At 63.7% G+C, this 21,074-nt stretch carries 20 protein-coding genes and 2 pseudogenes; 7 read left to right on the top strand and 15 right to left on the bottom strand.

Features of this window, described 5'->3' with window-relative positions:
* Positions 1–249: 249 nt before the first annotated feature.
* Together D0C15_RS11270 and D0C15_RS11265 are read left to right on the top strand one after the other, a co-directional pair.
* Positions 250–1,254: a sugar kinase gene (locus tag D0C15_RS11270; RefSeq protein WP_116043818.1), complete on the top strand. Its 1,005-nt coding sequence runs from the start codon at positions 250–252 to the stop codon at positions 1,252–1,254.
* Entirely contained in the window at positions 1,255–1,989 is a 735-nt protein-coding gene (locus D0C15_RS11265) for an IclR family transcriptional regulator (RefSeq protein WP_116043816.1), read from the top strand.
* Positions 1,990–1,992: 3 nt separating this feature from the next.
* Here the strand turns inward: D0C15_RS11265 and D0C15_RS11260 are convergent, their stop codons facing one another.
* Entirely contained in the window at positions 1,993–2,952 is a 960-nt protein-coding gene (locus D0C15_RS11260) for a Gfo/Idh/MocA family protein (RefSeq protein ID WP_162830023.1), read from the bottom strand.
* On the opposite strand from D0C15_RS11260, the gene D0C15_RS11255 reads away from it, so the two are divergent.
* Positions 2,900–4,207: an amidohydrolase family protein gene (locus tag D0C15_RS11255; RefSeq protein WP_116043956.1), complete on the top strand. Its 1,308-nt coding sequence runs from the start codon at positions 2,900–2,902 to the stop codon at positions 4,205–4,207. The two genes, D0C15_RS11260 and D0C15_RS11255, sit on opposite strands and share 53 nt — an antisense overlap.
* Here D0C15_RS11255 and D0C15_RS11250 read toward each other — a convergent pair.
* Positions 4,161–5,381, bottom strand: coding sequence for an ABC transporter substrate-binding protein (locus D0C15_RS11250; RefSeq protein ID WP_116043812.1), 1,221 nt, complete (start codon positions 5,379–5,381; stop codon positions 4,161–4,163). The genes D0C15_RS11255 and D0C15_RS11250 overlap by 47 nt on opposite strands.
* Before the next feature lie 46 nt (positions 5,382–5,427).
* On the opposite strand from D0C15_RS11250, the gene D0C15_RS11245 reads away from it, so the two are divergent.
* The 4 genes and pseudogenes from D0C15_RS11245 to D0C15_RS35025 all read left to right on the top strand — a co-directional run.
* Positions 5,428–6,135, top strand: a complete 708-nt coding sequence (locus D0C15_RS11245) for a bifunctional 4-hydroxy-2-oxoglutarate aldolase/2-dehydro-3-deoxy-phosphogluconate aldolase (RefSeq protein ID WP_211323166.1) — start codon at positions 5,428–5,430, stop codon at positions 6,133–6,135.
* Positions 6,110–6,499, top strand: coding sequence for a RidA family protein (locus tag D0C15_RS11240; protein ID WP_116043809.1), 390 nt, complete (start codon positions 6,110–6,112; stop codon positions 6,497–6,499). The genes D0C15_RS11245 and D0C15_RS11240 overlap by 26 nt, the downstream gene beginning before the upstream one ends.
* A gap of 234 nt (positions 6,500–6,733) precedes the next feature.
* Positions 6,734–7,042, top strand: coding sequence for an ATP-binding cassette domain-containing protein (locus D0C15_RS11235; protein ID WP_281270690.1), 309 nt, complete (start codon positions 6,734–6,736; stop codon positions 7,040–7,042).
* Positions 7,023–7,467: pseudogene (locus D0C15_RS35025) on the top strand (transposase); the annotation flags it as partial. The gene D0C15_RS11235 and the pseudogene D0C15_RS35025, both read left to right, overlap by 20 nt.
* On the opposite strand, the pseudogene D0C15_RS35020 reads toward D0C15_RS35025, so the two are convergent.
* The 13 genes and pseudogenes from D0C15_RS35020 to D0C15_RS11170 form a co-directional block, all read right to left on the bottom strand.
* Positions 7,468–7,930, bottom strand: a pseudogene (locus tag D0C15_RS35020) (helix-turn-helix domain-containing protein); the annotation flags it as partial. It abuts the pseudogene before it with no gap.
* Positions 7,931–8,257: 327 nt separating this feature from the next.
* On the bottom strand, positions 8,258–9,229 hold the full coding sequence (locus D0C15_RS11225) for a 2-hydroxyacid dehydrogenase (protein WP_116043803.1): 972 nt from the start codon (positions 9,227–9,229) through the stop codon (positions 8,258–8,260).
* Complete coding sequence (locus tag D0C15_RS11220; RefSeq protein WP_116043801.1) at positions 9,226–9,915, bottom strand: RraA family protein; 690 nt, start codon at positions 9,913–9,915, stop codon at positions 9,226–9,228. The genes D0C15_RS11225 and D0C15_RS11220 overlap by 4 nt, the downstream gene beginning before the upstream one ends.
* Before the next feature lies 1 nt (position 9,916).
* On the bottom strand, positions 9,917–10,990 hold the full coding sequence (locus D0C15_RS11215) for an Ldh family oxidoreductase (protein WP_116043798.1): 1,074 nt from the start codon (positions 10,988–10,990) through the stop codon (positions 9,917–9,919).
* Between the two features lie 42 nt (positions 10,991–11,032).
* Positions 11,033–12,193: an iron-containing alcohol dehydrogenase gene (locus D0C15_RS11210; RefSeq protein WP_116043795.1), complete on the bottom strand. Its 1,161-nt coding sequence runs from the start codon at positions 12,191–12,193 to the stop codon at positions 11,033–11,035.
* Positions 12,194–12,242: 49 nt separating this feature from the next.
* Positions 12,243–13,709 carry an aldehyde dehydrogenase family protein gene (locus D0C15_RS11205; protein ID WP_162830019.1) on the bottom strand — a complete coding sequence of 489 codons (1,467 nt, stop codon included), beginning with the start codon at positions 13,707–13,709 and terminating at the stop codon, positions 12,243–12,245.
* Between the two features lie 32 nt (positions 13,710–13,741).
* On the bottom strand, positions 13,742–15,295 hold the full coding sequence (locus D0C15_RS11200; RefSeq protein WP_162830018.1) for a xylulokinase: 1,554 nt from the start codon (positions 15,293–15,295) through the stop codon (positions 13,742–13,744).
* A gap of 2 nt (positions 15,296–15,297) precedes the next feature.
* Positions 15,298–16,284, bottom strand: a complete 987-nt coding sequence (locus D0C15_RS11195) for a zinc-binding dehydrogenase (protein ID WP_281270695.1) — start codon at positions 16,282–16,284, stop codon at positions 15,298–15,300.
* A 53-nt stretch (positions 16,285–16,337) separates the two neighbouring features.
* Positions 16,338–17,069: a class I fructose-bisphosphate aldolase gene (locus D0C15_RS11190; protein ID WP_211323164.1), complete on the bottom strand. Its 732-nt coding sequence runs from the start codon at positions 17,067–17,069 to the stop codon at positions 16,338–16,340.
* A gap of 110 nt (positions 17,070–17,179) precedes the next feature.
* On the bottom strand, positions 17,180–18,457 hold the full coding sequence (locus D0C15_RS11185; protein ID WP_116043787.1) for a TRAP transporter large permease: 1,278 nt from the start codon (positions 18,455–18,457) through the stop codon (positions 17,180–17,182).
* Complete coding sequence (locus tag D0C15_RS11180) at positions 18,454–19,095, bottom strand: TRAP transporter small permease (protein WP_116043785.1); 642 nt, start codon at positions 19,093–19,095, stop codon at positions 18,454–18,456. Before D0C15_RS11180 ends, D0C15_RS11185 begins: the two co-directional genes overlap by 4 nt.
* Positions 19,095–20,114 (bottom strand): DctP family TRAP transporter solute-binding subunit, encoded by a 1,020-nt coding sequence (locus tag D0C15_RS11175; protein WP_116043783.1) that lies wholly within the window; start codon positions 20,112–20,114, stop codon positions 19,095–19,097. Before D0C15_RS11175 ends, D0C15_RS11180 begins: the two co-directional genes overlap by 1 nt.
* Positions 20,111–20,797, bottom strand: a complete 687-nt coding sequence (locus D0C15_RS11170; protein WP_162830017.1) for a GntR family transcriptional regulator — start codon at positions 20,795–20,797, stop codon at positions 20,111–20,113. Before D0C15_RS11170 ends, D0C15_RS11175 begins: the two co-directional genes overlap by 4 nt.
* Positions 20,798–21,074 lie beyond the last annotated feature (277 nt).

Here is a 21,074-nt window from a genome sequence, read left to right as displayed (position 1 = left end):
GTAGTTGCGTTCCTTCGAAGGCTCTGCGCCCTGCCTGCGGCTCTTCGTCGGTAGTACCACCAGCACATCCCGCGAGTACAAGGGCTGCGGTAAGGGCGCTAGCAGTCATCCCCCTCACACGTCGAGAGACAGGCACCGTGTACCTCCCAAAGTAAGAGTGTGCAATATGTGCAACGGCTGTTGCGAGTTGTGTGACAGGAGCCTTACGCTTCCTACTGACGATGTCAAGAGAGGGTCGGGAAGGAGAGCATGCTGCAGCTCGACGAGGACTCCGGTGATGGAGAACCAGATTTGGTGTGCGCCGGTGAGAGCATGATCATGTTCGTTCCCGATCCGTCTCTTCCGATGTCCGACGCGACGCGGTACAGGCCCACGGTGGCGGGGGCCGAGTCAAACGTGGCCGCCTTCGCGGCGGCCCTCGGGCTTCGTGCGGCGTGGGTCAGTCGCGTTGGGGATGATCCTTTCGGAGACTACCTAGTGCGCCATCTCGGTGAACGTGGCGTGGATGTGCGCTTCGTCGAGCGCGACCGCGCGCTGCCGACCGGGGTCGCGTTCAAAGAGCTGTCCTCGGATGGCACGAGCGTGGCGTATTTTCGGCGTGGCTCCGCGGGGTCCGCGATGGGCGAGCAGGCTGCCGGAACTGTGCGTCGCCTCGCTGCCGGTCTGGTGCATCTGAGCGGTATCACGCAGGCGTTATCCGAGTCGTGCGAGGCTCTGGTGGTAGGTTTGACCTCGAATCGGCCCCCGGGCTCGACCATATCCTTTGATGTCAACTGGCGCCCCAGCCTCTGGAACGAAAGAGACCCAAGTGTCGTACTCGACGTCGCGCGTGAAGCGGACATCGTTTTTGTCGGCCAGGATGAGGCGGAAGATCTTTGGGGTGTCAGGAATATCGAGGATGTTCGGCGGTTCCTGCCGGAGCCGACGATCGTGGTGGTGAAGCAGGGTGCGGTTGGCGCGACCGCTTTCAGCGGAGGGGAACCGGTGTTCGTGTCGTCACTGGGTGTGGATGTCGTTGAGCCTGTCGGCGCGGGGGACGCCTTCGCTGCCGGCTTTCTGGTCGGTACCCGTCGAGGGCTCGATATGAGGGGTCGGCTCCGTCTCGGCACCATTGTCGCCGCTGCCGCGCTCCGGGTGTCCTCGGATGTGGGCCCGCTTCCGCCCGTCGATGTCATCGAGACATTGTTGGCCCTCGATAAGGAAGAATGGCAGCGAGCGCGATTGGAACCACTCGTAAGCCACTCGGGAGCCTAGGTGTCGCAGACGGTTGAACGCGGGTTGTCGATCCTGGATTTTCTCGCGGACGGGCCCAAGAGCCTCGCCCAGGTCGCACGACATCTGTCGGTGCACAAATCGACGGCATCCAGACTTCTGCAGACCCTGGAGAGTCAGGGCTTTGTGCGTCACGACGCAAAACACCTCTACCGGCTGGGGCCACGTCTTTTCGGCCTCGCTTTCCGCGCTTTGGACAACCTCGACGTCCGGTCGTCCGCCGCCTCTCACCTGCGGCGGCTTGGGGAACTCACCGGGCAGACCATTCACCTGGGTTCCCTCGACGGTGGTGAGGTGCTCTACATCGACAAGTACGAGAGTTCCCAGTCGGTACGCATGTACTCGCGGATCGGAGCACAAGCACCGCTTTTTTGCACCGGTGTCGCCAAGGCCATCCTCGCGTATCGTCCCGAGAGAGAGCGGCGCGAGACTGCCGAGCGCATCACCTACATCGCCCATACCCGGCGCACCATCGTCACTCCCGGAGCGTTCCTCACTGAGCTCGAGCGGATTCGCGCTCGGGGCTACGCGATCGACGACCGTGAGCACGAAGAGTTCATTCACTGCATCGCGGCGCCCATTCGCACTCCGGACGGGGAGGTGACCCACGCCCTGTCCATCTCGACGACGACTGTGTCGCTGTCACGAAAGCAACTTCTTGGGCTCGTGACACCGCTTTTGCAGACAGTGGCCGAGATCGAGCAGGAACTGACATGATGATCAGGGTTGTGGCGATTGACTGGCGATCTCGGCGGCGACACGCACGGACCAGAGCGCGTCGTCCAGCGTCACGACCGAAGGGTCTCTGCCGGTGATGACGCACTGGGCGAAGTGACGCAACTGCGTCGCGAGCGCGCCGACAGGCAGCCCCGCGACACTGCCCTCAAGCTCGGTGTCGGGCAGGTAGTCGCCGCGTGCGGTGACGATCCGTACAGCGTTACTGGGAAGGGTGAGATGCGCTGTCTCCCGTTCCGTGACGATCTCGATCCGCGAGTCGATGTACTGCCGGGCGTGCGGCAGAGTCCAGTGGTTCTCGACGGAAGCGATGACGCCGTCATCGAATCCGAGGTGTGCCATCACGATTTGTGGGTGCGGCCGTGTGTCGTCGGTCCACCGTTGCACCGACGAGACGTGCCCGAGAGTCTCACCCACGAACGCGCGCACCAGGTCTAGGTCATGCACCATAGCCACCATGGCGGGGTGATCGGCGCCGTGGAGATCGAGCCGTTCGGCAGGGACCACGCGGATGGCCCGGACCGTACGAACACGCTGGTTGGCGAGTCGCTCACGCAGCACTGCCACCGCGGGCAGGAATCGACTCACGTGTGCGGGGACGATTCGCATGCGCTGCGCTCGTGGCAGACATTCGAGTTGGTCGATCTCTGCGCCTGCCGCTACGACGGGCTTTTCGACCAGCAGGTGAACACCGGCAGAGAGTGCGGTGCTGATGTCGCGCATATGCTGGGACAGTGGGGTAGCGATGACGACACCGTCGAGGCTGTGCTGCTCGAGCAGGTTCTGTGCGTCCAGGCACGCTGCGACTCCGAGTCGCTCGGCGACGAGCCGCCGACGGCGTTCGTCCCGATCGGCGACTGCGACAAGCTCAATTTCGGGGAGTGCGGCGGCGATGGCGGCGTGCCTCGTCCCGAAGTCTCCGACTCCGATGATCCCCAGTCTCATCCGCCATGACGCCATGTTCGCCTGCCCTTCCCTTCATATTGCCGAGTTAAGTGAGATCGCTGTGCTTGACGAAATTCCTGGCCTTCGCGCACGCCGTGCTTTGATCGGGCACGACATGACGGCGGTTGACGACGTGTGGATGACCTTCGATCACGGTCGCATCACCGCAATTGGCACCGGCACTGCTCCCGTCGAATTGCCGGAGGCGCCCGGTGGTTTCCTGATGCCGGGAATGGTGGACTGTCACGTCCACCTTGCGATGTCCGGAGGTGCGGACATGCAGCTCGAAGTGGCCGGCCTCGATGCGGCGGCCGCGGAAAGGGCGGTGATGCGTCATGCGGAAGCGCAGGTGCGCAGCGGTGTGACCACCGTTCGAGACCTCGGATCCCCACAGGACATCGCCGTCGCCATGTCGGCAGACCTGAGTAGAACGGGGCGGTGTGCTCCCACTGTCGTGGCAGCCGGTGCCATCACCTGCCCCGGCGGTCACGGCCACTTCCTCGCTCGACACGCCGAAGGCCCGGACGGATACGCAAAAGCCGTGGAGGCTGTCGCTGAGACGGGAGCTCGAATAGTCAAGCTGTTCGCCACAGGCGGTGTTGTCACTCACGGAACCGTCCCAGGTGCCTTACAGATGAATCCCGTCGAACTCGACGCAGCGACGCGCGCGGCGCATCTACTCGGCATGCGCGTCGCCGCACATGCCCACGGCAGGGACGGCATCCGCAACGCGGTGGGGGTCGGCGTCGACTCTGTGGAACACTTCTCCCACCTTGGTCCCGATGACATCATGGCCGTCAAGGAGTCGATGACCTGGCTGGTGACTACGATAGTGGCGACCGAACGCTTCGTGGCCGCTGAGAACCGCGAGCTCGCCACCGCGGATGCTCTGGCGAAGATTCTGGAACATGCTCCGTTGGAGCGGACAGCGCTGCGCCGGGCGGTTGACGCCGGCTGCCGCATGGCTGTCGGTACCGACGCCGGCACGACGTTCAACCCCCACGGCTGGGGGATGCAGGAGCAGGCCCAGCATCTGAGAAAGGCAGGTATGGCCACGCACGACGTCCTACGGCTGCTTACCGTCGAGGGGGCAAATTTGCTCGACGAGCCCGCAGGCGTACTCGAGGTAGGGCGACGGGCGGACATCCTGTGTCTCACGGCGGACCCGACCCAGGACCTGGCGAAACTGTCCGATATGGCCGGGGTCGTCATTCGCGGACATCTTGTCCGTACTGCCCGGACATCGCCACCGTGAGGTCGGCGAAGCGCCGATCGACGACTCCAGCGATCGCGCGCATCACAGCACGGGCAGCGGGGACAAAGTCCGCTCTGGCGACGAAGTGTGCGCAATCGGCTTCCTCCCACGACCTGCGTACGACTTCCAGGTATGCCTCGAGAGAGCGTCGCGCGACCGCGTCCCGGTACCAGTCGGTGGCCCAGAGATCCGCTCGTGGAAGGTCGAAGCGACCCAAATCTTCTACCTCCGCCCTGATGATGCGGTCGGAGTGTCGCCACGCGATGAAGGCGGCGGCTTCCTCCGGGTACCGCGACCACGAAGTGATCCCCAGGCCCTCGGCGTAGAGAAATTGCGCAGGAGCGGACGGCCCCCGGATCGTGGTGTAGCCCATTCGGCCGGCCACGGTCGAGAGTTGGGGATTCTCGAAGAAGAACGCCCACGCGCTAGTGTCGAAGAGCTGGGCAGCGCGCCCCTGTGCGACGAGCTCACCGACTTGAGCGTAACTTCGCAAGGAGAGTTTCGGCGGGGCAGTCTCGCGCAACACCTCCACAAGGTCAGACACACCCTTCTCGACGGTCGCCGGATCGGGATTGCCACTCTCGGGGAGTACGCGGATGCCACGAGCCCACGCCCACCCAGCGTATGTCTCGAGCGAGGAAAACTCCGCGGATGCGCGCGCCACGAGCCCGTAGCTCGGTGTGGCAGAGGTTCCGAGGAGGCGAGCAGCTCTGGTCACGTCATCCAGGGTCTTCGGCGACTCAAGGCCGGCACTCTCGAAGAGATCTTTCCGGAAGGACAGCACTCCACCCGTCAGCGTATGGGGTACCGCCCAGTGCAGCCCGCCGCGGCTGAGCGCATCCACTGCCACCGAGACGAATTCTTGCCATGCGACGCCGTTCGCTGGTAACAGATCGTCCAGCGGACACAGCACATTCTTGTCCAGCAGCTCATCCAGGTACCAATAGGGCACGGTAACCACGTCCGGCCGGCGTTTACCGGTGACGAGCGCGTCGTGGGCGCTCCCTTCTGGGATGACCGACAAGTTGACATCGACACCGGTGGCTTCGTGGAAGGCTGCTACCGATCGTTGTATGACCTCCACGGTGTGTCCTGCCTTCAACCAGACAGTGAGTGTCATCGAGTACTCCCGGTGTTGCATAAACTGCAACGGTGTTGGCAAAATATGCATCATATGTATACCGTGACGTCGACGTAATTGGGAAGAGGACCTCGGTCATATGTCGGACGAGGACGAGGAGATGAGCGTGTCAGACCAGTTCTTTCGTCTGCATCTCGCCCGGGTGCCTGTCATCGCCATTCTTCGCGGCCTTCCGGCGGATGTCACGGTCAGTACTGCACAGGCATGCTGGGATGCAGGCATCGAGCTGGTCGAAGTCCCAGCCCAAGGGGACTCAGGCTGGCGCGCGCTGGACGCGGCGGCCGAGGCGGCTCGTGAACGCGGCCGACTCATCGGGGCCGGCACGATCTGCTCGGCCGCTGATGCTGCCCGGGCAGTCCAAGCAGGTGCGGCATTCCTGGTATCGCCTGGTCTCGATGAGGCGACGGTCAACTACGCCGCGTTGAACCGTGTATCCTATCTTCCGGGTGTGACAACACCCACAGAGGTGCAGCGAGCTCTTGCGTTGAATGCTCAAAACCTCAAGATTTTTCCGGCGGGACCACTGGGTGTCGATTGGATCACCGCCTTGCGCCGGCCCTTTCCCGCGGCGAATTTCATTGCGGTCGGGGGTGTATCAGCGGCGAACGCACAGAAATTCATTCGGGCCGGTGCTATCGGAGTCGGCGTTGGAGGTGCGCTTACCAACCGCGAATCTGTCCGTGCCCTCGCCTCCTTGAAGCCGCCTCATGAGTCGGATGCTGCCGATGGTTCCACATTTTTCGACGATCGAAAGAGGATTGATGACCAAAAAGGCAGTCTACACTGACAAGGCACCCACCCCAGTTGCTTCCTACTCACAGGCAGTACGTCAAGGGAATATGCTCTTCCTGGCCGGTCAAGGTGGAATCGACGTAACTTTCGGTAAACTTGTCAGCGACAGCATCGAGGAGCAGACGCGCCAGACTCTCCGCAACATCGGCTGCGTGCTCGATGCGGCTGGCGCTAGGTGGGACGACGTGGTTTTGGTCCGGGTATTCGTGACAGAACACGGAGAATTCGAGGGCATGAACTCGGTGTATGGTGAGTTCTTCAGGGAGCCTTACCCTGCTCGCACCACGGTCTTCTGCCGTCTAGCTCCCGGAATGAAGGTCGAGATCGACGCGATCGCCATTATCGGATCAGAGTCGTAAGGCGATGATATTTCACTAGGTACGGCAGGTCGGCCAAGAGGAACGCATCGGGCGACTAATGTGCTCCCAGGTCTCAGTGCAGGCTTGTTCCGCAGGCCTGTCATGCATTTCTTTCTCACTAGTATGAAATCACCTCTTGCTTCAAACTGCGACTGCGGTCACACTGGTTCAACCTTTTACGACGGATCGTCCGGCACATGTATGCCGATAAAGGAAACGTCTATTATGAGGTGTGTGCGTTTCGAGAACGCCAGCCCGACGTTTCCCGGCGCTACCACACCTGCTGTCGATTCACTCGATCGCGAAATCGAGAATGGCGGGTTCATGGTCCTTGTTGGGCCGTCAGGATGGAGGAAGTCCACGTCCTTGCGGATGCTGGCCGGACTGGAGGAGACCACGTCTGGCGCGGTCTACGTCGGTGACCGGGATGTGTCGGATGTGGTGTCGAAAGACCGTGACATTGCGATGGTTTTCCAGAAACACCAAGAGCGTGTCTTATGTGGTGGTCCGCGTCTGATGCGTCATGATCTTGATCGTTGTTGATCGTTTGTCACTCCGGTCGGCCCCTGATGGGTTGTGGGAACTGGTGGAGCCGTTGATCCCTGCGTTCTCGGCGAGCCCGTAGGGTGGCGGGACCGCGTCATTGCGCTGCAGGTGTTCACGGCGATCGTGTATTGTGCTGACCAGCGGGTTTCCATGGCGGAAGCTACCACCCTCGTTCGGGTGCCGTTCCAGACCGCGCACCGACGCTTCGCTCAGTGGATCGAAGCCGGGCTCTGGCGCGAGCTCCTCGACGAACTCGGCAGCCAAGGATTGCTCGACTAGAGTCGCGAGATCGTGGACGGAGCTAACGTTCGCGCGAAAAAAGGGGATCTCTGACCGGGCCGAGTCCGGTCGATCGGGGTAAACCCGGATCGAAGATTCACGTGTTGTCCGATCGTGGCGAGCTGCCACTCACGGTCGCGATCCAGATGGGAGTACGCGTCGATCGCGGAGTGGAGGTAGACGTATCCGGCCCGAGCGCCAGCGGTTTTGCGGCGCTTCACGGCGTTTGCGGTCGCGCTGCCGCGCCGTGGACCCGCCACCCACCGCCATCGGGGATACGGCCGGCTTTCTTGACATCGACGATGACGATATGGCCCGGCCAGCGGGCCATGATCCGGCGTGGTGTGTGGTTGCTGGAGCCGGTCGGGTCGATGAACCGGCGCCGGTTCAGCCCCAAGGTGGCCCAGGTGGCGGGATAGCGTTCGGCGACTGATCTCGGTGCCCTCGATGTCGACGAACGGTCGAGGAGGCCGAGCTCCCCGAACTGGCGGTACCGGTTCACCCACTTCGACGCGCACTGCCGCGGAATCCCATTTCCGCCGCGACGTGAGCGATCGGTTGGTGCTCACAATGTGCGACGAGACGGCGACGAGCTTCGATGGACAACGGGGCATTACGGTGAACAGGAAGGGTCTTTCCATCGGTCGGACGAGTGTCTTCGCAGTTCTCATCCTGCCGCCGAAGGGCCCGTCCCCCACACCCCGGGTCACCCCGCGTCAACAATCTCTTGACCCGCAACAACTAGGCAGCCCCGGCAGGAGGCATCCCCTGCGAGTCTTATGGAGGGATGGCCTCATCTGGTCGAAGGTGACCGGCAGTTGCGTGGAGTTCGGCAGGAGGAGGGCGGTCGTTGCGACTGCGTCAATCACCCTGTGACGGTTGACTTTCGTCTACGACTCAGACACGGGGCTCCGCAGGAGTTGGAGATCGTGTTTACCCGGCGACAGGTGTCGGCGGCCGCTCCCCGTTCAGCACCGCGCGGACGTTGTCGACGGCGAGTTGACACATTGCATTTCGCGTCGCCTCACCGGCACTTGCTATGTGCGGAAGGAGAACGACGTTCTCGAGCTTGACGAGGCGAGGATGTGGCCTCGGCTCCTGCTCGTAGACGTCGAGAGCGGCGCCGGCGATAATCCGGCCTTCGAGCGCCTCAACGAGCGCCTCCTCGTCCACAATCGGCCCGCGAGCGGTGTTGACCAGGATGCTGCTCGCCTTCATGACGTCCAGTTCGGACGCACCGATGAGGTGCCGAGTGTCCGGCGTCAGCGGACAGTGAAGACTCACGATGTCGCTCTCGCGGAGCAGCGTGCCGATCTCGACCGCCTGGACGCCGAAGGCGGCCGCCTCCCGGTTGTCTGCACGGCTGCCTGTGGCGAGGATGCGCATGTTGAACGCGTGCGCGCGGCGGGCGACCGCCATTCCGATGCGCCCGAGGCCGACGATACCCAGTGTCGCGCCGGCGCTCACGTCGATGCCGACGAACGACTGCGGAGCCCAGATCCATTCCTTCCCCGTTCGCATGAACCGGTCCGCCTCTACGAGACGACGAGCCGTGGCGAGGATAAGGCCAAAGGCGCAGTCCGCTGTGGCCTCGTCGAGCACGCCCGGAGTGTTCGTCACCACCACCCCGCGCGAGCTCGCCGCGTTGACGTCGATGTTGTCGTAGCCGACGGCGCAGTTGGCTACGATTTGCAGAGCATTGCCCGTGGCCTTAAGCAGTTCGGTGTCCACACGCTCTGTCAGGAGCGTTACCAGGGCGCTCGCGCCACGGACAGCATCCAGCAGCTCCCCACGCGACGGTGGCCAGTCCGGGTCGGGATGTACCACAATGGGCACCCCAAGCGACTCAAGCGCCGTCATGGGGGCCGCTGGCAGCCGCCGACTTACGTACACGTGCCCGGTCATGTTTCTTCCCCGATGTAAACCACCTGCGCTACTGCGTCAATCCAGCTGCGGTCCCAGCTACCGGATCTAATGGCCTGCTGTTGGTGCGCCTCACTCTCGACGATGCGCTCGGCCGCGTCCAATGCCTCGAGAGCACGCGCACGGGGAACGACTACGACCCCATCGGCATCGCCGACGATAATGTCCCCGTCTTGGACGGTGACGCCACCGATCGTCACCGTGCCGTGGATCTCCCCCGGACCGGACTTGTACGGGCCCAAGTGTGAGAAGCCCTTTGAGAAGACGGGAAGCTGACCGCTCGAGATCGACTCTCGGTCCCGTACCGCACCGTCGACGACGAGTCCAGCGATGCCTCGGGTGGCCGCGTACTCCGCCATCAACTCGCCGAGGATGGCGTTCACCAGCTCGCCCCGCGCGTCGATGACGAGGACATCGCCCGGCTCAGCCAAGTCGAGTGCCTTGTGGACGGCCAAGTTGTCGCCGGGGCGGGTCCGGACCGTCATAGCGGAGCCGACCATCGCTCTGCCATTTAAGGCCGACAACGAGTTCCCGACAACATTGACTCCGACCGCGCCCGCCATCCGTTCAAGGCTGTCGGAGATGGACGAGACCGTCACCCGGCTGAACCGGTCGACGACATCACGGTCGAGAGGTTTGCTGGGGGTGTGCAACCGCACCTGGTTCATGTCAGGACACCTCTTCAGATTTATCGGAATTTTCCATGCCAGTAGGAGTCGGCAGTCCGGACGGTGCCACCTGTGCGAGCGCTGCTACAACATCGGGCGAGATGGTGATTCCCCTGGTGCGTCGAGCCTCAACGTTGCGAGCCTCGAGCTCACCCGGAAAGAGCACCTCGCTGCTCCCTGTGCCCGTCGCCTTGAGCGCCTCGATGAACTCCTCGATGCGGGCCACGAACTGCTCGTGCGGGAGGAAGGCAGAGATGTCGAGAACCTGGAGGAACGCGCCCACGTTTTGTGGCTGTTGCAGGTTCTCGTACAGGTCTCCCACATCGGGGCCGATGTTCGCGCCGGTCAGCACTCCCGCCATGACTTCCACCATCATGGCGATCCCATAACCCTTCGGCCCGCCGAATGGAATGACGCTACCTTCAAGCGCGGCCTGCGGGTCCGTGGTAGGACGGCCTTCCGCGTCCACCGCCCACCCAGCGGGGATTGATTCACCACGTTGGGCTGCTTGAATGATCTTGCCTCTGGCCACGACACTGGTGGCCATATCGAGTACCAGGGATCCGTAGCGACCGGCAGGGATGGCGAATGTGTAGGGGTTGGTGCCGAGAAAGCGGCGGCTCCCGCCCCACGGCGACATCGTTGCGGGAGCGTTGGAGTAGAGGAAGGTGGCGGCACCTCGCGCAAGGGCTGGTTTGGCGTAGTAGGAGCCTGATGCGTAGTGGTTGCTGTTGCGGATCGCGACTGAGATGCTTCTTTGTTTTCCCAGCCGGTCGAGCGCAATCTCCATGGCCTTGGACGTGACCACGGCTCCCATGCCGTTGCCGCCGTCCACGATGAGCGCACCGCCGGACTCGCTGATCACTCGGATCTGGGGATGTGGCTCCACGATTCCGCGTCGTATTCGCTCGACGTAGATGGGGATGCGGCTGACACCGTGAGAGTCGGTTCCTCGGAGGTTCGCGTCGACGAGCGACCCGGCGACGATGTCGGCGTCGGGCTCGGGGAGCCCGGCGGCCGAGAGGATGGCTGAGCCGTAGCGGCGCAGCTCATCGGGATGAACGGTGACGTTCATGTTGCCTCTTCTCGTGGTGCTAAAGGGCTGCGAAAAGCGGGCTTAGAGGCAACGGCGCATGATGCCGACGAGGTCTGCAGTGGTGGCGGCACGTGGGTTGACGGCGATGTTGCCGGAGGTCATGGCCTCTTCAGCCATGGCTTGGAGGTGTTCTGGGGCGACCCCGTACTCGCCAAGATGCCTGGGTGCCGCAATATCCGTCACGAGTTGGTCAACTGCACCCACTCCGGCGTCTGCAGCCCTTCGTTGCGACATTGCCGGAGTTCGCTCCCCGAATATCTCGGCGATCTTGGCGAACTTCGACGGGTTACCGACGACGTTGAACCGCATGACCTCTGGGAGCAAGATCGAGATCACGTCGCCGTGAGGGATCTTCGCCTTGGCTCCAAGTGGCATGGCGAGTGCATGAGCGAGTCCGAGCCTAGTTGGGTTAAAGGCAGCCGCAGCCATCGTAGATGCGAGCAGCATGTCCGATCGGGCGGCGAGTGTGTCAGCACCCCAGACGGCCTCGCGCAGAGACCGGGCCACCAGTTCCATCGACTTTTCGGACAGGGCCTCCGAGATCGGCTGGGTGGCCTTGTTGACGTAGGACTCGAGCGCATGGGCCAATGCGTCCATTCCAGCGACCGCGGTCAGCCGCGGTGGCAGCGAGACCGACAGGTCCGGGTCGCACAGCGCCAAGTCCGCGGTCATATGGGGACCGCCTACGCCGTACTTGGTCTGCTGGGCCTTCTCGGAAATGACAGCCCAGATCGCCGCCTCGCTACCTGTTCCTGCGGTTGTCGGAATGGCGATCACCGGCACGCCGCTGCTCGCCGGTACGCCGAGCCCGGCGTACTCTCGAATGTGGCCGGGGTTGCGGCTCATCAGCGAGATGGACTTGCCCGTGTCCAGAACGCTGCCACCTCCAATCGCGATCACCAGGTCGCATTCTGAGCTCATGAGCAGGTCGGCGCCGGCGTGGACACCCGCGGCTTCTGGCTCGGGTTCGACGTCGGTGAACATGACATGCTCGATCTTTGCCTCGTCTAAGACGGTGGTGACTCGGTCGACGATGCCGATGGCTGCGAGCACCTCGTCGGTGACGATCAGCACGCGGTTTCCGCCGAACTCGGTGACCCGCTGGGCCACATTGGCCAGCGATCCCGACCCGAACTCAATTCGGGTGGGCAATTCAAAGATGAAGTGGCCGTGATGGTTCATGTCCATTCCTTTCGCGGGTCTGTGGCTGGTGGGTTTCCAGCCGACTGGGTCAGGGACGGTGGGCGTGGTAAACAGCCTTGAGGTTGGTGAAGAAATCCTTCGAGGTGTCGCCAATCCCGTACGCGCCCTGACCAGACTGCTTGACGCCGCCGAAGGGCACCTGGCCCTCGGATGTGGTGCCGTGGTTCACGTGGACCATCCCGCTCTGGCTTCGGGTGACAAACGAGTGCGACAGGTTCATGTCGTCGGTGAACACCGAAGCGGCCAGCCCGTAGCGGGTCTCGTTTGTCACGTCGATCGCCTCCTCGAAGTCCTGCACGGTGATGATGGACAGCACCGGCCCGAAGACCTCTTCGCAGGCGAGTGTGCTCTTGCGCGGCACGTCGGTGACGATGGTCGCGGGGTAGTAGTAGCCGTTGCTGTACGCGTCGCCGCTTAGGGGGTCGCCACCGGTCAGCACCCTGGCCCCCTCCCGGACGCCAGCCTGTACTGAAGCGTGGACCTTCTCGAACTGGTCCTTGCTGACGATCGGGCCCATCATGGTGCCTTCGTCACTGCCGTGGCCGACACGCAGCGCCTCGGCCCGCTCCACGAGCGCCTGCTCAAGCTCCTCCCGCACTTCAGGGGTGACGATCACTCGACTGATCGCCGTGCATCGCTGACCGGCAACGGCGAACGCCGCTGCGGAGATCTCTGCGGCAGCATGTGGAATATCGGCATAGGACGAGACCACGGCTGCGTTCTTGCCGCCCATCTCCAGCTGCAGCTTGACGTTGCGACTGGCTGCGTTGCCGGCGATCTGCAGACCGACGTCGGTGGAGCCGGTGAACGTGATGCCCTGGATCGCGGAATGAGCGGTCAGGGCGGCGCCGACGTCCGCGCCGCCACCGATGAGCAGGTTGAACACACCGGCCGGTACGCCGAGTTCGTGGAGCATGCCGGCGACGTACAGCGACGCGCCCGGAGCCTGCAGCGCGGGCTTCAGGACCACGGGGCACCCACAGACCAGGGCAGGAACGACCTTGCGCAGTGGACTGAGGATCGGGAAGTTCCACGGTGTGATGGCCGCGACCGGACCGATAGGCTCCCGGACCGTATACACATCGGTATTGCGGCGGGTGCTCGGGAAGGTGCGGTCGCCGAGACGAAGTGCCTCCCCTGCCCAGAAGCGCATCTCGGAGATAGCTCGCTGGGCCTCGCTGCGCGACTCCGAGAGTGGCTTGCCCATTTCCAGGGACACGATCTGCGCGATGTCCTCGGCGTGGTCGTGCCACAGTTCGACCAGCCCGTAGACCAAGTCGCTGCGTTCACTCGCCGTCGTCGCTGTCCACACTGTCAGCGCGTCGCGTGCCGCTTCGGCAGCTCGCTCGGCTTCTGCTGTTGTGGCCAACAGGTATCGAGAGACTGTCTCGCTGTTGCGTCCCGGGTCGGTGATCTCGTACTGGCGCGCGTCTGCGGTGGCGGTCCACTGGCCAGCGATGTAGCTGCGCCACGGGGAGCTAGGGGGATTCCACACAGCAGTCTCCTTCGAGGTTGGTGATCGGTGTGTCAGTCGGCTAGTCGGCCGCGCCGCGGCCCATGCTGGTCAGCGTTGTTCAAGGAAGCGAAGAGGGGCTTAAGGGCCGGGTAGAGTCGTGTGTAGACGCCATACATCACGTCATACGTCTCACGGATGCTCGTGACCGTCGACGGGGCAATCCGGGAAGTCGGTATCCGCGCCGCCGACCGTGCGGCGGCCAAGGGGCCATCATGCACGCCGAGCGCGCACGCGGCGAGCATGGCGGCACCGCGCGCTGCGACGTCCCCGTTGGCTGCCCGGTGGATGACACGGCCGGTGACGTCGGCTTTGATCGAGGACCAGAAGGCACTATTCGTGCCACCACCCACCGACAGGAGTTCCGTTACCGCGTCTCCGGTCAGCCCGGTCTCGAGTTCGAGAAGCTGACGCAGACCGTAGGCAGCGCCTTCGAAAACCGACCGGGTGAGATGTGATGTGGTCGTTTCCAGGGACATTCCAACCCACGCTCCACGGGCGGTGGAATCCCATACGGGGCTGCGTTCACCTGCCAAGTACGGCAGGAATACCACTCCGCCACAACCGGCGGGCGCGGACTCGGCGAGTTCGCTGATGTCTGCGAGGCTACGAGCGCTGGGCGTGTCGGGCAGCACCCGTTCGCGGAGCCACGACACGGCCGCGCCGCTGGAGGACATCGCGGCGTGCGACAGCCAGCGGCCGGGGACCACATGCGGGCGATTCATCGCGTGCTTGGCGGCCGGCGGCTTGTCGCGACACACGGTGAGCACGCCGGAAGTCCCTACGGACTCGAATGCGTCACCGTTCTCCACACAGGCGACGGCCAGCGCGGCCGCCGCCGTGTCCGCGCAGCCGGCCGCGACGACCGCGGAGGAGGAGAGCCCGAGCTGTCGCATCGCGTCGTCCGTCAGCCGTCCGGCGGCCTCTGCCGACGGGACCAGCTCCGGCAGTCTCAGCGATGGCGCTTCGAGCAACGGCACCGCCTCGGACGACCAGGTGCCAGGCTGTGCGATGTCGAGGGCACCGGTGAAGGCGGCGTTCGTCGGGTCCATGACCCAGCGCCCGGTTAGCCGGTAGACGACCAGGCTGGCGAGGTGACCGAACCAGAGCGGCTCGCTGGCCAGCGTCGAGGCCAGTCGCAGGCCCGTCAGAAGGGAGCACGTCGGCACCGCGATCGGGTTGCCTGTCAATCTTTGGTACGCCTCCGCATCGACCCGTTCTGCGAACGACGCGAGGTCACGTGCGGCTCGTGAGTCGGCGAAGGTGCAGATCGGAGACATGGCCTGTCCGTCATGGCCCATCAGCACAGGCGTCGGGGCCGCTGCCGCGACTCCGATTGCCTCCACCGAAATCCCGTCCGCGCGCGCCAATACCGCGCGGGCAGCGGAGGTCACAGCGTTCCACACCTCGTCGGCGTCGAGCTCGAGGTGCCCAGGCCACGGAGACCGGACGTTTAGAGAGACCCTGTGCCTGTGCAGCGCCCCTCCGTCAGGCGTGAACAGGCCAGCCTTGACCGAGCTCGTCCCCACGTCGAGGCCGAGCAGAGCGGTCTTTGCGGCGTATGCCACTGTCACGGCACCACCGCTACCTTGATCCCCGTGCCGGACTGCGCGAGGTCGAACGCCTCGACGACGCTTGCCAGCGGAATCTTGTCTGTGACTAGGCTAGCGACATCCACGTCACCGTTGCCGATCAGACGGAGCGCCTGCTCGTAGTCGCGTCGATGCATGGCGGAGGTGCCGGTGACGACGAGTTCCTTGTAGTGGATCTCATTGGCAGGGATGTCGACACGCCCGTCCCCGGCGAGCCCAGCGAAGATGTTGACGTTGCCGGCCTTACGGGTCAGTGCGATGGCGTCATTCACCAACTGCGGAATCCCGATGCAGACAATGCTGGCGTCGACCCCAGTCCTGCCCGTAAGCGCCTCCACTGTGTCGGCAAGCTCGGTTGGAGCGACGACGTGAGAGGCCCCGAGCTCCGCGGCCACTGCTCGCCGAGACGGTGACGGCTCGCTGACGATGACAGCGGATGCGCCCGCACGACGGGCGAGCTGCAGATGCAGAAGGCCGATCGGCCCGGCTCCGATGACGAGTACGACATCGCCCAACCGGATACCCGAACGGCGGTGCCCGTTCACGGTACAGGCCAGGGGCTCAGCCAGAGCGAGCTGCTCCAACGGGATGTCCGCGTCGGCCGGGAACAGGTTTCCGGCGGACATGGCCTCAGCAGGAATCCGCACGTACTCGGCGAGACCGCCATCGTACTCGTAACCCATCGCACGGCGGTTGGCACAGACATTCTCGCGGTCGTGGAGGCAATGTACACATCGCCTGCACGGAATAACGGGGCACATGGCCGCCTTGTCACCCTCGGCGAAACCCTGGACGTCCGCCCCGACGGCGGCCACGGTTCCAGCGAACTCGTGTCCAAGGACGGAGGGGAAGCGGACGCCGCGAGTCTTCTCTCCGCGAAGGATTCGCAGATCGGTCCCGCAAAGGGTGTTCGCGCCCACATGGAGCACTACTTCTCCCTGGCCTGGCTCCGGCGTTGGAACCATGTCGACTTGGAGGTGACCGGCGGCGTGCAGGACAGCAGCCTGCATGGTTGCGCTCATAGCCCCTGATCCACGTGGGCAACCGCGTCATCTACCGATGCCCCGTCGTGGATCAGCTTGTGCAGTGCCTCAACGACACGCCCTGGGCGGACGTGTCCCCAGACGAACCGTCCGTAAGTCGCACCTGCCGCACCCGCCGAGAGTGCATCCGCGGTCATCTGGAAGTAGTCGCGGATGTCGCGACCCGGGTTGCCTCCGGCCAGGACGACTCGTGCGGGGCCGCCAGCTTCGACGACCTGCGCGAATGTTTCCGCACTACCGGTCCACTCGGTCTTGACCACGTCCACACCGAGCTCCGCGCCGACACGCACGGCGTACGAGACATTGTCGGCGGAGAGCCGCTCACCGGGCAGATCGGCCCCGCGGGGGTAGATGTGGGCCACCAAGGGCAATCCGGCCGCATCCGCCTCACGGCTCACCGCGCCCAAATGGGTGATCTGCGCCGCCTGCAGCTCGCTGCCGACGAGCACCCCGACGGAGATGGCCTCCGCACCGAGGCGCAGAGCTTCGTCAACGGTAGCTGTTGGGACGTCCATGTTCTGGTGGTATGGCGAGTACGAGGTCGACTTGAGAATGAGAGCGATGTCGGCGGCGTATGGCGCGAAGCACCGGGAGGCGATGCCCTTCTGCAGGGTGATGGAATCGGGGCGGCCGCTGGCGACGGCTGCGAGTGCGGCCTCCACATCAGACAATCCGGGAAGCACACCGCGGGCGATCGGGTGGTCCATAGTGATTCCTACAAGCCGCCCGGTGTTGCCGAGTATGCGACGCAGGCGAATCTGCCTACCGAGGTGCATAAAGGGATGCCTTTCCTTGGCGTCGTCGAGGGTCAGTTCGGTCAATGTCCAGTCAGGAACTCGACCGGCCACAGGGTGACCTGCGGAATGACTGCGAGCAGGGCGAGGACAACGATCATCACCACGTAGAACCACCGGCTCGCCGACGCGACGCGCTCGATGCTGAGTCTGCTGATATGGGAGGTGGCGAAGAGGGCTACGCCCACCGGTGGCGTGACGAGGCCCATGGACAGGCAGGCCACCAGGAACACCACGAAGTGGAGCGGATCGATGCCGACCTGCTCGACTGTCGGCATCAGGACGGGTACGAGGATCAGGATCGCCGCGATGACGTCCATTACGGTGCCGATCAGGACCAGCAGAACACCGATGACGAGCATGACGACCATGGGGTTTTCCGATATCCCCAGGACAGCATCACTGATCCGCACCGGCAGGCCGTCGATCGTGAAGATGTAGGCCGCGATACTCGCAACCATCGCGATGAACAGCACCGTGCCAGTGGTCACGCCAGACCGGATGAGGATCGTCGGTACATCACGCCCTTTCATCTCGCGATAAAGCACGAACCCCACCAGAAGGCTGTACACAACGGCCAGACCAGCCCCCTCGGTAGGGGTCACCACACCACTGAAGATGCTGATGAGGATGATCACCGGTGCGCCCAGCGCCGGTACGGCGACGAGGAGGCACCGCGCGACTTCACGCTTGGACTTTTTCGAGACCGTCCCATATCCGTGCCGGACAGACAGCACGTAGTTCACGGCCATGAATCCTGCAATGAACAGGACTGCCGGACCAATGCCTCCGGCGAGTGCGCCGCCCACTGACACACCGGCCGTAGCGGCCGCGATGATCATAATGATGCTGGGAGGGACGACCGACGAGAGCACCGAGGTGACCATCGTGATGGATGCGGCGTAGGGCCGTGGATACTTGTAGTCTGTCATCGCTTTGATCTCGATGGCACCTAGGCTTCCGACGTCCGCGACGGATGAGCCGGACATGCCACCGAAGATCGTGCTGGCCACGACGTTGACGTGCCCGAGGCCTCCACGCCACCGCCCCACCACGGAGTCTGCGGCAGCAAATATCCTGTCGGCGATGCCACCCATCGACATGACGTTGCCCGCCAGGATGAAAAGCGGCACAGCGACGAGCACGAAACTGTTCATCGACGTGTACATCGCCTGCGGGACAAGGGATAGCGGCAGGTCGAAGATCACAAGGGTCACGGCGACACCGATGCCCAGCGAGACGGCGAGGGGCACGCCGAGCAGGGCCAGGACTGAGAAGATCGCGATCAGCGTGTAACTCATACCGTCGTCATCTCCCCCCGCTCGAGCCGCTCGCGCAGTTTGGGCGAGCGATAAACGGACTGGATCACAGCGACGATCGCGAGCACGGCGGAGCCGACGATCGGCAGCGTAACTAGATACATCCCGAGCCCGAGAGCAGGTGTCCGCTCCTGACTGTTGAACTGCTGTACCACCAGCTCCCAGCCTTTGACCCCCACGATGAGAAAGAACGTGACTGTCGCGGCAACGTAGAGGTGGACGGTGAGCCGTTGCCCCACGCGTGGCAGCTTGCCGATTACGAACGCGATGCGGGCATGCTCTGCGTGTCGGAAGCCGGCGGCCAGACCCATGAAGGTGGCGTAGATGAAGAGGATTCGCGTTACTTCCTCGGTCCATGGGATCGAGGCTCCGAGCCCACGCGACACCACCTGCAACGCGACCGTCAGGACCATGCCGCCGACACCTACCAGGACAAGCGCGTCGACGACCTTCCAGAGCGGGCCGTGGGGCTGCAGTCGTGCGCTGCCCAGCGCGTAGTGCTCGCCTGTCTCCTCGATAGGGGGACCACTGTCAGGAGGTGACGTGCCAGAGGGTGAGTTGTTGCCACCATCTCGCCGCCCGGTTACCTGCTTATCGCGGCGGTGGCCATCGTCGAACATCAGCTTCGGCCAACGAACTCGAGCGTGGTCTGAAAGAAATCTGCTCCAATCATTCCCTCGAACTGCGGGTACAGCTTCTCCGCCTCGGAAGCGAACGCGGCCTGCTGCTTAGCAGTGAGTTCGTTGACCTCCATACCCTCGGCCGCCAACTGATCGATCGCCTTGGAAGCCTCCTCGTCATCGAACTGCCTCTTGAAGTCCGCTGTCTCCTGCGCAGCCTCCCGAAGAACCTGCTGATCCTCCTCTGCGAGGCCGTCGAACAGTTCCTGGTTCATCGCGAGGATGTATCCGTCGACGATGTGGTTGGTCAGCGAAAGGTAGTCCTGGACCTCGTAGAACTTGTTGGCCAGGGGCACCTCGACGGGGTTTTCCTGTCCGTCGATGGCGCCGAGTTGCAGGGCGCTGTACACCTCCGTGAAGTCCATCGGCGTCGGATTGGCGCCGAACGCCGTGAAGGTCTTCACCCACAGATCGTTTTGCGGGACGCGGATCTTGAGGCCCTGGAAGTCGGAGGGCTGCGTGATCGGCCGCTTGGAGTTGGTGGTCTGCCGGAAGGTCCTGGTCATCATGGCCAGTCCCTCGGTGTCGAGCTTGCCCAGCGACTCCAGGAGGATCTGCCCGGGTTCTCCTTCGAGATAATCGACGTACTGGTCGAAGTCCTCGAACAGGTACGGCATACTGATTGCGTTCATCCGAGGCTCGAAGGACGCGTACACCGAGGTGGAGAGGATTGTGGCGTCAATCGAGCCGTTCTGGACCTGGTTGACGGCCGCATTCTGGTCACCGCCGAACAGCGTCCCGTCCGGGAACACCTTCACCTCAATGTTACCGCCACTGTTTTCACTGACCGTGTCGGCAAAGTGCTCCGCCGCGACACCGACAGCGGACTGCGCCGGGTCGCCGACGCCCAGCCTGATAGTGACTTTCTCACCACCTGCGCTGGTGCCTCCGTCGGCATCCCCACACGCGCTCAACGCAAGCGCCGTGACTGCGATGACCCCGGCAATTCGTGTCCTCATTCGGCTTCCTTAGGGTTGGCCTGTGCCAGGGTCGGGTCCGTAACTGTGCCCTGGACTATTGCGGTGAGCTTTTCCTCCGCTGAAGAGATGTGGGCGACCAGCGACCGCGCAGCCTCCTCGGCGTCGCCGCGGCTAAGTGCCTCGCAAACCATGCGATGTTCACTGAGGCTTTGGTCGACCCGGCCGTGGTAGCGGTAGGACGTGAAGTGGCGGAAGCGATCGAGTTGCACGCAGACGATCTCGTAGGCCTGGGTGAGGCGCCGATTTTCTGCCGCCGCCACGATCGTCCGGTGGAAGTAGTCGTCCACCTTCAGATACCGGGCAATGCGTTCGGGGTCCATCGGGGTCGTGAACTCGTCGAACAGGGAGACGAACCATGCAAGCCGCTCCCGATCCCACTTCACCATCCGAAATAGACCTGCTGGCTCCAATAGGCGCCGGAGTTCGAACACTTCTGCGACGTCCTTTGCGTCCAAACCCGAAACTGCCCAGCCAACTCGGCCGCGCCGGACTACCAACCCGGTCGACTCCAGTTGCCGCAGCGCGTCACGCACTGGCGTGCGACTGACGCCGAGTTGCTCTGAAAGGTGGCGGTCGCTCAACAACGCACCGGGTTCAATGGAGCAGTCGATGATCGCCTGCTTCAGGCGCTCATAGGCCTGTGTTCCGACGTGCTGGGTCACGAGAGGGGCAAGTTCCACGCCGTTGGTATACCAAATTCCGAATCCCGTACACCAGATGGCGTTATCGACTTGTTACGCGGTCGGAGGCTGGTGGAGGCGGCTCGCCTGCTCGCCCAACGGGAACGGCTAGCCGGCGTTCTGTCAGCATCAAGACTGCTTCCCGGTGCTTGGCCATGTCGTGCGGACGCCGCTGCTCGGCGAACTGTCCCCGGTCTTGGAGTCTGGATAGGTGCTACCGCCGAGCAACGTGATCGACAGGGGCAGAAGGCCCAGTTGC

Origin of the sequence: Amycolatopsis palatopharyngis, assembly GCF_003385185.1 — a bacterium.
GTDB lineage: Bacteria > Actinomycetota > Actinomycetes > Mycobacteriales > Pseudonocardiaceae > Amycolatopsis > Amycolatopsis palatopharyngis.
The sequence above is the reverse complement of the archived record's forward strand: the minus strand, read 5'-3'. Positions and strand labels throughout refer to the sequence as shown.